Source organism: Pseudomonas abyssi (assembly GCF_002307495.1).
Lineage (GTDB): Bacteria > Pseudomonadota > Gammaproteobacteria > Pseudomonadales > Pseudomonadaceae > Halopseudomonas > Halopseudomonas abyssi.
The window spans coordinates 87,785-102,182 of the sequence record NZ_NTMR01000005.1; the positions used below are offsets into that span (position 1 = coordinate 87,785).

Consider the following 14,398-nt stretch of genomic DNA (forward strand, 5'->3'; position numbering starts at 1 on the left):
TATTTATTGTTCGGTTTTTTCGATGCTGTCATCCAGGTCTGGGCGCGCATGCAGCAACGCGTTCACCCCCGGGTTGCTGCTGGAGCGCCCGCGTGTGACAGCGTAGAGGGTTTCGCGTACCTGCTCGATGGCGCCAATGCAGGTGACTTCGTACTGCCTGCATACCTCCTCGCGAATCACCGTGGGGGCTGCAAAGTAGCCGAGCCCTGACCGCCCGAATACCTTGATCAGTGCGCTGTCATCCACCTCGGCGACCACGTTGATACGAATACGCTGAGCGGCGAACCAGTTCATCAAGTCGTTGATGTAGGGCGCGTTGAGGGAGGTGGTGAGGAAGGGTTGGTGATCCAGGCTGGCCGGAAATCCCGACATCAGTCGATCGCTGAGCGCGGGTGCTGCAAACAGGGAAATGGAGGAGCTGGCGAGCTGAGTGGCCCGGAACTGCCCGGCGTCGTTGAAGTCGGGCTGGCGGTCGGTCAGCAGGATGTCCAGCTCACGGCGCCCCAGGCGTTTCAGCAGTTCGCCGGTTTCCCCGGTCTGGCAGCGCAGGTGGACCGGCCGCGACAGCGCCAGTGCCGGCGCGGTCAAATGATAGGCGATGAGTTTGTGAATGGATGCGGCAATGCCTACGGACAGGTTGAGAGGGCGTGTTTCCGGTGGTTGCTGCAGCAGATCGTCCAGCGCCTGAACGCTCTGGAAGATCTCCTCTGCGTAGGTAAAGACGGTCTGTCCGAAGTTGGTCAACTGCAGCGAGCGATTCCGGCGCTGAAACAGTGCATTGCCCAGGTTGGCTTCCAGAGTAGCCAGCTGGCCGCTGAATGTCTGTGGCGATAGCTTGAGAATTTCCGCTGCGCGTACGATGGAGCCGTTGCGCGCGATCATCCAGAAATAGTGCAGATGACGAAGGCTGAGATGGTCCACATGTGTCTCCCGGCCGTGCGAGTCGCCCCGTCGAGCCATGGTAGCCTGTCGGGGCCCGACCTGCAGCGTCGGCTGTTGGCGTGACAGCGAAAGCGGGCACCGACGCCGTGCTTTGGCTATCATGTGCTGCATTCTTGCGCCGTTGGGGGCTGTTGTATGGCGCGCTTTCTGCGTCCAGTACTCTTTGTCTGTGGCATTTTGACCCTGCTGATGGCAGGGCTGATGCTCGCGGTTGCCTGTTTTGCCTGGTGGCGGCAGGACCCGGAGATGGAAGTCTTCCTGATCTCGTTCGGCATTACCCTTGGCTGCGGTCTGTTGCTGGTCTTCAGCTGTCGTGATCGCGGCTTTCATCTGGTCTCGCGTCAGCTGTACCTGTTGACCAGTCTGAGCTGGGTGCTGATGTCGCTGTTCGGCGCCTTGCCTCTGTTTTTCAGCCACTTCGAGTTGAGCGCCGAAGATGCCGTGTTCGAGGCCGTGTCGGGCATCACGACGACCGGCTCGACCATTCTCAGTGGCATTGAGCATCTGGCACCCAGCCTGTTGCTGTGGCGCTCACTGCTGCAGTGGCTCGGCGGCCTGGGGGTGATCGGCATGGCGGTGTCCATCCTGCCGTTTCTGCGGGTGGGCGGCATGCGGCTGTTCCACACCGAATCGTCGGACTGGTCGGAAAAGTCGATTCCGCGCGTGCAGTCGCTGGCGCGCCTGCTGGTACTGACCTACCTGACCCTGTCAGTCTGCTGTGTGCTCAGCTACTGGTTGGCGGGCATGAGCCTGTTTGATGCGGTCAACCATGCGATGGCGACCGTCTCCACCGGTGGTTTTGCCACGGACGATCGTTCCATGGGCCGGTTCTCGCTGGGCACACTGTGGGTTTCTATCCTGTTCATGTTGCTCAGCGCCTTGCCGTTCACCCTGCTGATCGGATTCTTCCGCCGCCCCTCGATGGATCTGCTGCGAAATCAGCAGGTGCGGGGCTTTTTTGCCATCATCGCGGCGGTGTCGCTGGTGCTGACCGCCGATCTGATCGACCTGCACGTGTTCGCGCCGTTCGAAGCCTTTACCCAGGCGACCTTCAACCTTGTCTCGGTGATTACCACCACCGGGTTTGCCTCGGCCGACTACACCCAGTGGGGCAGCTTCAGTATTGCGCTGTTCTTTGTGGTCACCTTTATTGGTGGTTGCTCGGGCTCGACCAGTGGCGGCATGAAGGTATTTCGCTTTCAGCTCAGCTACCTGTTTCTGCGCAGTCAGATCCGCAAGCTGATTCACCCCAGCGGGGTGTTCGTTACCCAGTACAACGGCCGGCCGGTGCAGGACGACATCATTCTCTCGGCGGTGGCCTTTTCCTTTCTGTTCTTTGTCACTCTGGCGGTCGTCACTCTGCTGCTGGCGCTGATGGGACTGGACCTGATGACCAGTCTCACCGCCGCGGCGACGGCGCTGACCAACGTCGGTCCGGGGCTGGGAGACATTGTCGGGCCAGCGGGTAACTTTGCCAGCCTGCCGGTAGCGGCCAAGTGGCTGCTGTCGTTCGCCATGTTGATGGGACGCTTGGAGTTGCTGACGCTGATGGTACTCTTTACCCCCATGTTCTGGCGTGGGTGAATACATGGGATCCGGGGAGACAGTCTGATGCGCATTATCATTCTTGGCGCCGGCCAGGTGGGCCGCAGTCTGGTCGAACATCTGGTCAGTGAAAAGAATCACATAACCGTGGTGGATACCAATCCGGACCGCCTGCAGATGGTGCACGAGCTGCACGATGTGAACATCCTGTGCGCCCATGGCGCGCATCCGGTGACCCTGTCCAAGGCCGGTGCCGACGATGCCGACATGCTGGTAGCCGTGACCAACAGCGACGAGGTGAACATGATTGCCTGTCAGGTTGGGCAGTCCCTGTTCCATGTGCCCAACAAGGTGGCGAGGGTACGAGAGCCGGGTTACATGGAGCAGAATCACGCGTTGTTTGCCAAGGCGGCGGTGCCGGTGGATGTGCTGATCAACCCGGAGGCGCTGATCACCCAGCATTTGAAGAAGCTGATTCGCTACCCTGGCGCGTTGCAGGTGATCAACTTTGCCGGTGGTCTGGCACAGCTGGTTGCCGTCCGCGCGACGACCGGTGGCGCGCTGGTCGGCCAGCGTATTTCCGCGCTGCGCGAGCGCCTGCCGGCGGTAGAAATCCGCGTGGCGGCCATCTTTCGCCAGAATCACGCGGTGGTGCCTGACGGCGATACCCTGATTCAGGATGGTGACGAGGTGTTCTTTGTTGCTGCGCGCCCCGACATTCGGCTGGTGCTCAATGAGCTGCGGCGCCGGGAGAAGCCCTACAAACGCCTGGTGATCGCCGGTGGCGGCAATATCGGCGCGCGGCTGGCCAGCGTGCTGGAGGACGATTACCGGGTCAAGGTGATCGAGCAGGATATGGGGCGCTGTCAGTATCTTTCCGAGCGCCTGCGCAAGGCCACGGTGCTGTACGGCAGTGCGTCGGACCGTGAGCTGTTGCTGGAAGAGAGCATCGAGTCGGCCGACGTTTTTCTGGCCCTGACCAATGACGATGAAGCCAACATCATGTCGTCCATGCTGGCCAAGCGCATGGGCGCGCGCACGGTGATCACCCTGATCAGCAACCCCGCCTACGCCGAGCTGGTGCAGGGCGGCAGTATCGATATCGCCATCTCACCGCAGCAGGCCACCATCGGCGCCCTGCTGACCCACGTGCGACGCGGCGACGTGGTGGCGGTGCACTCATTGCGTCGTGGCACCGCTGAGGCCATGGAAGCGGTTGCCCACGGTGATCCGCAAAGCTCGCAGGTGGTTGGCAAGCGCATCGACGAACTGCCGCTGCCGCCCGGCGCCATGGTCGGCGCTGTGGTGCGCGGGGAGGATGTGATTATTGCCCATGACAGCACCCAGATCGAAGAGGGGGATCATGTCATCGTGCTGGTGCCGGACAAGCGTGACATGCAGGCGGTAGAGCGCCTGTTCCAGGTGGGGCTGACGTTTTTGCTGTGACGGGCTGGCGCGTTCAGGTGGGGCTTGAGGTGCCTGAACGCGCCGTCTGTTAGCTCAGTCCGCGTTGCGCAGTTCGACCATCAGGTCGTCGGTCAGATTCTCCAGCGCATCGCGCAGGGCATCCAGGTCAGTCTGCGGGTACACGCCCAGGTGGGCTTCGGCCTTGAACAGCATGTCGGCACTCATCGGCGCAGGCACGCATTCGGTTTCCAGCGATTCGACGTTCACGCCATGGCTGGCCAGCACGCGCGAAACTTCATGCACGATGCCGGCGCGGTCGTTACCGACCAGATTCAGAATCAGCGCGCTCTGCACCGGCTCCTCGGCCTGGCCGCTGATCGCCACCTGTACGTTGATGCCCAGACTGGTCAGGCCTTCCAGGTCGATGCGCAGGGCTTCGAGCTGATCGTTGCCAACGTCAACCCGCAGGATACCGGCGAACTGACCGGCCATACGCGCCATGCGGCTTTCCAGCCAGTTGCCGCCGTGGCGGTTGATGGTCTGGGCCAGGCTCTCTACCAGGCCGGGCTTGTCGGCTGAAATGACGGTAAGTACGAGCGGGGTGGTCATGGGGTGTCTCCTTTGGGCCGGTGGCGGGCCGGTTTAATAGTAACGACCTTCGCCGGTGGCGGTCATTTCCTGGCAGGTAGCCTCCAGGTTCTCAAAGTCGTAATCCGACAGGCCAACGTATTCGAGAATGGCCGCGCCGACGGCGTTCCATTCGTGATCCACCGGGTGGTTGCCGAGCACTCGGTAGGATTGGCAGATATGCTCTGCCATCTTCAGAATCGCCAGCAGGTTCTTTTGTTCCACATCCTTGCCCAGCGGCGACAGAAAGGTCTGCTCGGCGTTGTGGTGGCTGGCGATGGCTTCGCACAGGTGTGGCGGCAGCCGCCATGATTTGGCGGTGTAATAGCCGATTACCGCGTGGTTGGTATTCATGCGCTGGTTTTCCACATCGACGATGCGCACCTCGTTCTGTGCGTAGGACTCTTCCATCACTTCGATGTAGTAGGGAAAGCGGCTGAGCATCAGCGGAATGCCGCAGTTGTGGAACAGCCCCAGCGCGTAGGCTTCATCCGGTTCTACGCAGCCAATGCGCTTGGCCAGCGTCATGCAGGTCACGGCAATATCCTGGGCGCTGTCCCAGAAACGGTTCAGATTGACGATGTTTTCATCGGTCAGCTCGCCGCGAATGGATTGGGCGTTGACGATGTTGACGACGCGCGACACACCCAGCAGGTTGACCGCCTGCTGGATCGAGCTGATGCGGTTGGTCAGACCAAAGAACGCCGAGTTGACTACCTTGAGCAGGCTGCCGGACAAGCCCGGGTCCTGGCTGATCAGGCGGGCGATGGCTTTCAGGTCCGGGTCGGGCATCAGCTGTTCCATCTGCAGATCGACCATGATCTGTGGTTGCGGTGGCACGCTGATGCCCTGCAGTGCACTGCTGATCTGCTGGTCGGTGAGTTCGGCATTCATGGGCGTGATCCGCTGGTGGCTGAATCACCGAGTTTAGCGCCACAGGGGGGCGCTTGGGAAACCCCCGCGAGGCTCTGGCGCAAAGGCCCTTCGCTGGCGCGGCGCGAAGGGCCGACAGCCTGTATAATCGGTCGCTGTGTTTTTACATCCCGCTTGTTCCCCAGGAGTTTCTCATGTCACTGCCCAGTCTGCGTCTCAAAGCTAATGCCGAACGGCGCATCCGCGCAGGGCACCTGTGGGTTTTCAGTAACGAGGTGGATACCGCACAGACGCCGCTGACGGCCTTTGAGGCCGGCCAGCAGGCCCAGCTGGAAACCAGCAGCGGAAAGCCCTTGGGCCTGGTGTGCGTCAGCCCCAACAACCTGATCTGTGCTCGCCTGTTCGGTCGCGATACCGGCCACCTGCTGGACAAGTCACTGCTGGTGCACCGCTTCAAGGTGGCGCTGAGTCTGCGCGAGCGCCTGTTCGACAAACCCTTCTATCGTCTGGTGTACGGCGAGTCCGATCTGCTGCCCGGGCTGGTGGTGGACCGCTTTGGTGATTACTTCGTGGTGCAGATCGCCAACCCCGGCATGGAGCGGGTACGCGACCAGATCGTTGAAGCGCTGGTGCAGGTGTTCAAACCCCAGGCGGTGCTGTTCAAGAACGACAGCGGCGCGCGCAAGCTGGAAGGGCTGGACGCCTACGTCGAGGATGCTTTTGGGGTGATGCCCGAACGGGTCGCGCTGGAAGAGAACGGCGTGCGCTTCGAGGCGCCGGTACGTGACGGCCAGAAAACCGGCTGGTTTTACGATCACCGTGCCAACCGTGCCCGCCTCGCCCCTTACGTGGCTGGCAAGCGGGTACTCGACCTGTACAGCTACATCGGCGGCTGGGGCGTGCAGGCGGCGGCCTTTGGTGCCAGCGAGGTGATGTGCGTGGACAGCTCGGCGCCGGCGCTGGATTGCGTCGAAGCCAACGCCGAGCTGAACGGTGTGGCGGAGAAGATGGCGGTCGTTGAGGGTGACGTGATGGCGGCGCTGCGTGAGCTCAAGGGGGCGAACGAGCGTTTTGATGTGGTGATTGCCGATCCGCCGGCGTTTATCAAGAAACGCAAGGACATCCGCAACGGCGAGGCGGCCTATCGTCGCCTCAACGAACAGGCCATGCGTCTGCTCAACAAGGACGGCATTCTGGTCTCCGCTTCCTGCTCGATGCACCTGGAAGAAGACCGCCTGCGCGACGCCCTGCTGGGCGCCAGCCGCCACCTGGATCGCAACCTGATCATTACCGAGCGCGGCTTCCAGGGCGCCGACCACCCGCTGCACCCGGCGATTCCGGAAACCGGTTATATCAAGGCGTTGTTTTGTCGGGTGACGCCGGCCTGAGGCGCCGGCTTCGCGCCGGCGAGCTGCAAGCCGCAAGCTTCAAGCTGCAAGAAAAAACCGCGCGGAGTTGAACCGCGCGGTTTTTTTATGCTGACGGTAGCGGCAGCTCCTTATTCAAACCCGTGAGGATCTCGCTGCAGGTGCGAATCTGGTTTTTGCTTGCCGCTTGCCGCTTGCCGCTGCTGCGCTTCAGCGCAGACTGATAACCGGCCAACCCTGCGCCTGTGCATGGGCGCGCAGGGTGTCGTCGGGGTCGACGGCGACGGGGTGGTCGACCATGCCCAGCAGCGGCAGGTCGTTGTGCGAGTCGCTGTAGAAGTAGCTGCCTTCCAGAGTGCGGTTGTTTTCCAGCAGCCAGCGCTCCAGGCGCGTGACCTTGCCGTCGCGGAAACAGGGTATGTCCGTGGTGCGGCCGGTGTAGCGACCCTCGCTGCGCTCGCACTCGGTGGCCAGCAGTAGATCGATGCCCAGGTGACGGGCGATCGGGCCGGTGATGAAGCGGTTGGTGGCGGTGATGATCATCAGGGTGTCGCCGGCCTGACGGTGACGCTCGATCAGCGCCTGCGCCTTGGGCAGCACGATCGGCAGGATCTTCTCCTGCATGAACTGCGCGTGCCAGGCGTCGAGCTGGTCCTGGGAGTGCTCGCCCAGCAGCGCCAGACAAAAATTCAGGTAGATCTGAATATCCAGCTTGCCGGCCAGGTAGTCGTGGAAGAATTGGTCGTTGCGTGCCTGGTATTGCTCCGGGTCGACAATGCGGTGGGCAACGATAAATTCGCCCCAGGCGTGGTCGCTGTCCCCGCCAAGCAGGGTGTTGTCGAGATCAAAGATGGCAAGTGACAAGGCAGCTCTCCAAGGCTGGGAAACGGCTGCATAGGATAAAGCAGTCTGCGCGCATTTGCCCACGCCGAGGAGGCGCTTCCAGAATTGCCGCCCCGGCGTCCTTTGTGGAACAATGCGGAGGTTACTGTACAAGGATAACGGCTGTGATTGACCCCGATGGTTTCAGACCCAATGTAGGCATCATCCTGACCAATGAGTTGGGTCAGGTGCTTTGGGCCAGACGCATCGGTCAGGACTCCTGGCAGTTCCCGCAGGGCGGGATTCAGCGCAACGAGAGTCCAGAGCAGGCGCTGTACCGCGAGCTGCATGAAGAGGTTGGTCTGCTGCCTGCCGATGTCGAAATTCTGGCTTGCACCCGTGGCTGGCTGCGCTATCGATTGCCGCAGCGGCTGATTCGCAGTCACTCGCAACCGGTTTGCGTCGGACAGAAGCAGAAGTGGTTTCTGTTGCGGCTGAAAAGTGAAGATCAGCGCGTGTGCATGACGCGCAGCGCAAAACCGGAATTCGACGGTTGGCGTTGGGTCAGCTACTGGTATCCTCTGGGACAGGTTGTCCCGTTCAAACGTGATGTTTACCGCCGCGCCATGAAAGAATTGGCGCCCCGTCTGCTTTCCAGTTTACCGGGTAGTTGATGATGCTCAACACGCTGCGTCGTATTGTCCAAGAGGTCAACTCTGCCAGAGATCTGGCAGCGGCTCTGGACATTATCGTGCAGCGTGTGCGCGAGGCCATGGGCACCGAGGTGTGCTCGGTTTACCTGCTTAACCCGGAGATCGGTCGCTACGTGTTGATGGCCACCGAGGGGTTGAACAAGGACGCCGTGCGCGCGGTGACCCTGGGTACCAGCGAGGGTCTGATCGGTTATGTCGGCGCCCGCGAAGAACCGGTCAACCTCGAGGATGCTGCCTCCCACCCCCGTTTTCGTTACTTTGCCGAGACCGGCGAAGAGCGCTTTGCTTCCTTTCTGGGTGTCCCCATCATCCACCACCGGCGGGTAATGGGCGTGCTGGTTGTGCAGCAGAAAGAGCGTCGCCAGTTTGACGAGGGCGAGGAAGCCTTCCTGGTGACCATGAGTGCGCAGCTGGCCGGTGTGATTGCCCATGCCGAGGCAACCGGCGCCATCGGCGGCCTCGGTTGGGGTGGCGAAGTGGTGCAGGATACCCGCTTCGACGGCGTTGCCGGGGCGCCGGGTATTGCCATGGGGCATGCGGTGGTGATTCTGCCTCCGGCGGACCTGAAATCGGTGCCGGACAAGCAGATACAGGATGTCGACGCCGAGATTGCCCTGTTCCGTCGGGCGCTGGACGCGGTGCGTGCCGACATGCAGCAGCTGTCCAGCAAGCTGTCTTCCCAGCTCAGGCCGGAAGAGCTGGCGCTGTTCGACGTCTACCTGATGATGCTGGACGATGCGGCGCTGGGCAATGAAGTGACCCGTATCATCCGGTCCGGCCAGTGGGCCCAGGGCGCACTGCGTGAGGTGGTGCTGGCCCACGTGACCCGCTTCGAGCTGATGGATGACCCCTACCTGCGCGAACGTGCGGCGGACGTCAAGGATCTGGGGCGGCGTATTCTTGCCTATCTGCAGGAGGTCGGTCGCCAGGAGCTGGTACTCCCCGATCAGACTATTCTGGTCAGCGAAGAGCTGTCGCCGGTGATGCTCGGGCAGGTGCCCAAGGAAAAACTGGTTGGCCTGGTGTCGGTGCTCGGCTCAGGTAGCTCTCACGTCGCCATTCTGGCACGGGCCATGGGCATTCCTACGGTGATGGGCGCGCTGGACCTGCCCTACACCCGGCTCGACGGCATGGAACTGATCGTCGACGGTAACCGCGGCGAGGGGTATTCCAACCCGTCCCCGGAGCTGCGTCGGCATTACCTGGAGCTGGTACGCGAGGAGCGTGAGCTGGTCCAGGGGCTGGAGAAACTGCGTGACGTGCCCTGTGTCACCCTCGACGGTTTCCGTATGCCGCTGATGGTCAACACCGGCCTGCAGGCCGATGTGGCGCGTTCACTTGATCGGGGCGCCGAGGGTGTCGGGCTGTACCGCACCGAAGTGCCCTTTATGATTCAGGATCGCTTCCCCAGCGAGAAGGAGCAGCAGGCGACCTACCGCGAGCAGCTCGAAGCCTTCCACCCGCTGCCGGTCACCATGCGCTCGCTGGATATCGGCGGTGATAAGGCGCTGACCTATTTCCCCATTGACGAAGAAAACCCGTTCCTCGGCTGGCGCGGCATTCGCGTGACGCTGGATCATCCGGAAATCTTCCTGGTGCAGACGCGGGCCATGCTCAAGGCCAGTCAGGGCCTGAATAACCTGCGCATCATGCTGCCCATGATCAGCAGCCTGTTTGAGGTGGAAGAGGCGCTGCACCTGATTCACCGTGCCTACAGTGAGGTGCTGGACGAAGGGGTCGACGTGCCGATGCCGCCAGTCGGTGTGATGATCGAGGTGCCTGCGGCGGTCTATCAGGCGCGCGAGCTGATCCAGATGGTGGATTTCCTGTCGGTGGGTACCAACGACCTGACGCAGTATCTGCTGGCGGTTGATCGCAACAATCCGCGCGTGGCCGATTTGTATCACTCGCTGCACCCGGCAGTACTGCAGGCGCTGATCAAGGTGGCAACGGCCTGTCGTGAGGCCGGTAAGCCGATGAGCGTGTGCGGCGAGATGGCGGGCGACCCGGCTGCGGCAGTGCTGCTGATGGCCATGGGCTGCGACGCCCTGTCGATGAACGCCACCAACCTGCCCAAGGTCAAGTGGCTGCTGCGTCAGATCAAGCTGACTGATGCCAAGGCGCTGCTCGACGAGGTGATCGAGCTGGATAACCCGCATCTGGTGCTCAGTACCCTGCACCTGGCGTTGCGCCGCATGGGGCTCGGCAAGGTGCTCAGCCAGCCGCGCTAGCACGGCTGACCTGCGAGCGCCTCAGGCCCACTCGCAGAGGCGCTCCCCCTCCGGCTGACCTAATGGCCCGAAGCGTTTTTCAATCAGGCTAATCCCGTTATCGTGACCGATTCGCAGCAGACTGCTGGCGCGGGTGCCGTATTCGCGGTTGCCGGTAATGAACGCCGGTGCCAGCATGCGCTCCCACTCCTGACTGATGCCGGTGGCGGGCAGTTGCTCATCCGGGTAGCTGCGGCTGTCGGCCAGCAGGCTCAGTAGGTGCTCACTGTCTGCGTCCACATCTGCAGAAAGTGCGTCGCGCAGGTAGCCGGTTTTTGGCCAGGGGCTGTCCAGGTCGGCGTTGGACAGGCCGTATATGCCGGGGCCGAGCTCGCGAGGCTGGCCGTCGAGACTGTTGAGAAACCAGAGTGCGTCGGCATCGCCGACCAGCAGGTTGAAACCGCTGTACTGTTCGCGCTGGGCGGCCAGCTGCTGCATAAAGGCCTCGGGTGTTTGTCGGCCTTGCAGGTAGTTTAGTGGCAACTGGCCCCGTGACAGCGGCGCCTTGGCCGCACCCGGCGCGCGAATATTGGTGACGGCGGCAAAGCGCCCGTCGCGGGTGACGCCCAGCCAGGTGCCACCGGCTTCGAGGTCTCGGCCAGCGAGCAGGTCGGGTTGGTCGAGATCGTCCCACCAGTCCAGAGGGCGAGTGGGGCGGCGGTGGAATTCATCACGGTTGCCGATCAGGGTCAGGCGGTGGTGCTTGGACGTCTGCCAGGCAAAGGCAATCAAACACATACGGCTCTAGGCTCCTTTTTAATTGTCCTTGGAGTCTACCTGTTGTGGCGGCGGCAGTGCACGATGTCGGTGCGCCAGCGGGGGGATTTAAGTAGACTAGCGGCTTTGCGCGTCAGGGATGCGCTGATGCATTTCGCCAGCCCTCTGCGAGTGGCATTAGTCAGTGCCTCCTTAAGTCCGGCGGGCAGTCTGGGGGTATTGTGGAGTTTCTGATCTATCTGGTCCTCGGTGGATTTGCGGGCACTCTTGCCGGCTTGTTTGGCGTGGGCGGCGGCATGATTATCGTGCCTGTGCTGGTCTACAGCTTCTCGCTGCAGGGCATGAACGCCGAGGTGCTGACGCATATGGCGGTGGGCACCTCGCTGGCCACCATCGTGTTTACCTCTATCAATGCCATTCGCGCGCATCATAAGAAGGGCGCCGTGCGCTGGTATCTGTTCGCCTGGCTGACCGTGGGTATTGTGCTGGGCACCGTGCTGGGTGCCTTGACCGCCGCGCAGATCAGCGGACCGCTGTTGCAAAAGATCATTGGGGTGTTTGCCATCTGTGTTGCTATCCAGATGGCGTTCAAGTTGCAGCCTAAAGCCAGTCTGGGCGAACCGGGCAAGCCGACTCTTGGCGCGGCCGGTGGTGTCATCGGCTGGGCATCGGCGATTTTCGGCATTGGTGGTGGCTCGCTGACCGTGCCCTTTCTGGTCTGGCGCAGTGTGCCGATGCAGCAGGCGGTCGCCACCTCGTCGGCCTGTGGTCTGCCGATTGCGGTTGCCGGTGCGTTGTCATTTATTGTTACCGGCTGGCATGAAACCGCACTGCCGTCATGGAGTCTGGGCTATGTGTATTTGCCGGCGCTGGTCGGTATCGCTGCCACCAGTATGCTGTTTGCGGGCTTTGGCGCTCGCCTGGCACATCGGTTATCCCAGGATGTGCTCAAGCGCCTGTTTGCCCTGCTGCTGCTGTGTGTTGGAATCAACTTTCTTGTCTAGGAATAGAGCATGCTGACCTATCCGCAAATTGACCCGGTCGCAGTGGCCATTGGCCCGCTGCAGATCCACTGGTATGGCCTGATGTACCTGATCGGTATCGGCGGTGCCTGGTGGCTCGCCAAGCGTCGGCTGGCCGACTTTGACCCTACCTGGAGCAAGGAAACGCTGTCTGACCTGGTGTTCTGGGTGGCCCTCGGGGTGATCGCCGGCGGGCGTCTGGGGTATGTGCTGTTCTATGATCTGGGCGCCTATATCAGCAACCCTGTGCTGATCCTGGAAATATGGAAAGGCGGCATGTCGTTTCACGGCGGCCTGCTCGGTGTGTTGCTGGCGCTGCTGTGGTTCTCCCGCAAGCACAACAAGCGCTTCTTCGAGCTGGTCGATTTTGTCGCGCCGCTGGTCCCCATCGGTCTGGGCGCCGGTCGCATCGGCAATTTCATCAATGCCGAGCTGTGGGGCAAGGCGACCGACCTGCCCTGGGCCATGGTCTTCCCGACTGACCCCGAGCAGCTGGCACGCCATCCGTCGCAGCTGTACCAGTTTGCGCTGGAAGGCGTCGCCCTATTCACGATTCTCTGGTTCTATTCACGCAAGCCGCGTCCGACCATGGCGGTCAGCGGCCTGTTTGCCATCTGTTATGGTTGCTTCCGGTTTGCCGTGGAATTTGTCCGCGTGCCGGACGAGCAACTGGGCTATCTGGCCTTCGATTGGCTGACCATGGGTCAGCTACTCTGTATTCCCATGATTGTATTTGGCGCCCTGTTGATGGGGCTGGCCTACCGGCGTGAGGGGCGCACCGCATGAAACAATATCTCGACCTGATGCGCCACGTGCGCGAGAACGGCACCTTTAAGAGTGATCGCACCGGCACCGGCACTTACAGTGTGTTTGGCCATCAGATGCGCTTTGATCTGGCCGAGGGCTTTCCGCTGGTGACCACCAAGAAGTGTCATCTCAAGTCCATCATCCACGAGCTGCTGTGGTTTTTGCAGGGCGATACCAACATCCGGTATCTGAAGGAAAACGGCGTCTCCATCTGGGACGAGTGGGCAGACGAGAATGGCGACCTGGGGCCGGTCTATGGCTATCAGTGGCGCAGTTGGCCGGCGCCCAATGGTGAGTCGATTGACCAGATCAGCAAGCTGATTGCGATGATCAAGAGCAACCCGGACTCCCGTCGCCTGATCGTCTCGGCCTGGAACCCGGCGCTGGTTGACCAGATGGCGCTGCCGCCCTGCCATGCGCTGTTCCAGTTCTATGTGGCAGACGGCAAGTTGAGCTGCCAGCTCTATCAACGCTCGGCTGATATCTTCCTCGGTGTGCCGTTCAACATCGCCAGTTACGCGCTGCTGACGCTGATGGTGGCGCAGGTCTGCGACCTGCAGCCGGGCGAGTTCATCTGGACGGGGGGCGATTGCCACCTGTACGCCAACCATATCGAACAGACCGACCTGCAGCTGACCCGCGAGCCGCTGCCGCTGCCGACCATGCAGCTCAACCCCGAGGTGCGCGATCTGTTTGCCTTCCGCTTCGAGGACTTCGAGTTGCAGGGCTACCAGGCGCACCCGCACATCAAGGCGCCGGTGGCGGTATGAGCGAGATCAAGCTGTCGCTGATTGCAGCCATGGCGCGTAACCGCGTGATCGGCCGCGACAACGCCATGCCCTGGCACCTGCCGGAGGATCTGCGTTACTTCAAGGCCACCACGCTGGGCAAGCCCATCGTGATGGGCCGCAAGACCTTCGACTCTTTGGGGCGACCGTTGCCGGGGCGGACCAATATCGTGGTTTCGCGGCAGCCGGGTCTGGAGATCGAGGGCGCACAGGTGTTTAATTCCATTGCCGCTGCGCTGACTTTTGCTCGTCGGAAAGCCTTGTCTGATGGTGTTGCTGAGGTGATGGTGATTGGTGGCGAAAATCTCTATCGCCAAACCCTGGAACAGGCCGATCGCCTGTATCTGACCCGTATCGAGTCCGAGCCTGAGGGCGACGCCTGGTTTCCGCCGTTTGATGAGCAGGCCTGGACGCTGGCGAGTGAGCGTGCGGTGGCGGCTGGCGATGGCTATCCAGCGCATGTCTATCAGGTGCTTGAGCGGCGCTGAAACGCGCCCC

Annotated in this window: 14 protein-coding genes; 9 read left to right on the plus strand and 5 right to left on the minus strand. The window is 61.7% G+C overall.

Annotated elements, in window-relative coordinates; all coding sequences use genetic code 11:
• Nucleotides 1–3: 3 nt before the first annotated feature.
• A complete protein-coding gene (locus CNQ84_RS05090) occupies nt 4–921 on the minus strand; it encodes a LysR family transcriptional regulator (protein WP_096003834.1) in 918 nt (305 codons plus the stop codon).
• A gap of 156 nt (nt 922–1,077) precedes the next feature.
• Between CNQ84_RS05090 and CNQ84_RS05095 the strand changes: the two genes are divergently transcribed.
• Together CNQ84_RS05095 and trkA are read left to right on the plus strand one after the other, a co-directional pair.
• Complete coding sequence (locus CNQ84_RS05095; protein WP_096003835.1) at nt 1,078–2,526, plus strand: TrkH family potassium uptake protein; 1,449 nt, start codon at nt 1,078–1,080, stop codon at nt 2,524–2,526.
• A 27-nt stretch (nt 2,527–2,553) separates the two neighbouring features.
• Nucleotides 2,554–3,933: a Trk system potassium transporter TrkA gene (gene trkA / locus CNQ84_RS05100; RefSeq protein ID WP_096003836.1), complete on the plus strand. Its 1,380-nt coding sequence runs from the start codon at nt 2,554–2,556 to the stop codon at nt 3,931–3,933.
• Nucleotides 3,934–3,987: 54 nt separating this feature from the next.
• Here trkA and CNQ84_RS05105 read toward each other — a convergent pair whose 3' ends face one another.
• Both CNQ84_RS05105 and CNQ84_RS05110 read right to left on the minus strand, forming a co-directional pair.
• Nucleotides 3,988–4,503: a glycine cleavage system transcriptional repressor gene (locus CNQ84_RS05105; protein WP_096003837.1), complete on the minus strand. Its 516-nt coding sequence runs from the start codon at nt 4,501–4,503 to the stop codon at nt 3,988–3,990.
• A 33-nt stretch (nt 4,504–4,536) separates the two neighbouring features.
• Entirely contained in the window at nt 4,537–5,415 is an 879-nt protein-coding gene (locus CNQ84_RS05110) for an HDOD domain-containing protein (protein WP_096003838.1), read from the minus strand.
• 173 nt (nt 5,416–5,588) lie between these two features.
• Between CNQ84_RS05110 and CNQ84_RS05115 the strand changes: the two genes are divergently transcribed.
• Complete coding sequence (locus CNQ84_RS05115; protein WP_096003839.1) at nt 5,589–6,782, plus strand: class I SAM-dependent rRNA methyltransferase; 1,194 nt, start codon at nt 5,589–5,591, stop codon at nt 6,780–6,782.
• 189 nt (nt 6,783–6,971) lie between these two features.
• Here CNQ84_RS05115 and CNQ84_RS05120 read toward each other — a convergent pair whose 3' ends face one another.
• The gene (locus CNQ84_RS05120; RefSeq protein ID WP_096003840.1) at nt 6,972–7,625 is read right to left on the minus strand and encodes a histidinol-phosphatase; all 654 of its coding nucleotides are present in this window, start codon (nt 7,623–7,625) and stop codon (nt 6,972–6,974) included.
• A gap of 143 nt (nt 7,626–7,768) precedes the next feature.
• Between CNQ84_RS05120 and rppH the strand changes: the two genes are divergently transcribed.
• A complete protein-coding gene (gene rppH, locus CNQ84_RS05125) occupies nt 7,769–8,257 on the plus strand; it encodes an RNA pyrophosphohydrolase (RefSeq protein WP_083727944.1) in 489 nt (162 codons plus the stop codon).
• A gap of 2 nt (nt 8,258–8,259) precedes the next feature.
• Nucleotides 8,260–10,527: a phosphoenolpyruvate--protein phosphotransferase gene (gene ptsP / locus CNQ84_RS05130; protein ID WP_096003841.1), complete on the plus strand. Its 2,268-nt coding sequence runs from the start codon at nt 8,260–8,262 to the stop codon at nt 10,525–10,527.
• 21 nt (nt 10,528–10,548) lie between these two features.
• Here ptsP and CNQ84_RS05135 read toward each other — a convergent pair whose 3' ends face one another.
• Complete coding sequence (locus CNQ84_RS05135) at nt 10,549–11,304, minus strand: NRDE family protein (RefSeq protein WP_096003842.1); 756 nt, start codon at nt 11,302–11,304, stop codon at nt 10,549–10,551.
• Nucleotides 11,305–11,504: 200 nt separating this feature from the next.
• Here CNQ84_RS05135 and CNQ84_RS05140 point away from each other — a divergent pair, with 200 nt between their 5' ends.
• From CNQ84_RS05140 to CNQ84_RS05155, 4 genes are read left to right on the plus strand one after another with little or no spacing between them, the layout of a single operon-like run.
• Nucleotides 11,505–12,287 (plus strand): sulfite exporter TauE/SafE family protein, encoded by a 783-nt coding sequence (locus CNQ84_RS05140; RefSeq protein WP_096003843.1) that lies wholly within the window; start codon nt 11,505–11,507, stop codon nt 12,285–12,287.
• 9 nt (nt 12,288–12,296) lie between these two features.
• Nucleotides 12,297–13,091, plus strand: a complete 795-nt coding sequence (gene lgt, locus CNQ84_RS05145; RefSeq protein WP_096003844.1) for a prolipoprotein diacylglyceryl transferase — start codon at nt 12,297–12,299, stop codon at nt 13,089–13,091.
• Nucleotides 13,088–13,882, plus strand: a complete 795-nt coding sequence (locus CNQ84_RS05150; protein ID WP_096003845.1) for a thymidylate synthase — start codon at nt 13,088–13,090, stop codon at nt 13,880–13,882. The genes lgt and CNQ84_RS05150 overlap by 4 nt, the downstream gene beginning before the upstream one ends.
• On the plus strand, nt 13,879–14,388 hold the full coding sequence (locus CNQ84_RS05155; RefSeq protein WP_096003846.1) for a dihydrofolate reductase: 510 nt from the start codon (nt 13,879–13,881) through the stop codon (nt 14,386–14,388). The genes CNQ84_RS05150 and CNQ84_RS05155 overlap by 4 nt, the downstream gene beginning before the upstream one ends.
• The last annotated feature ends 10 nt before the right edge of the window (nt 14,389–14,398 follow it).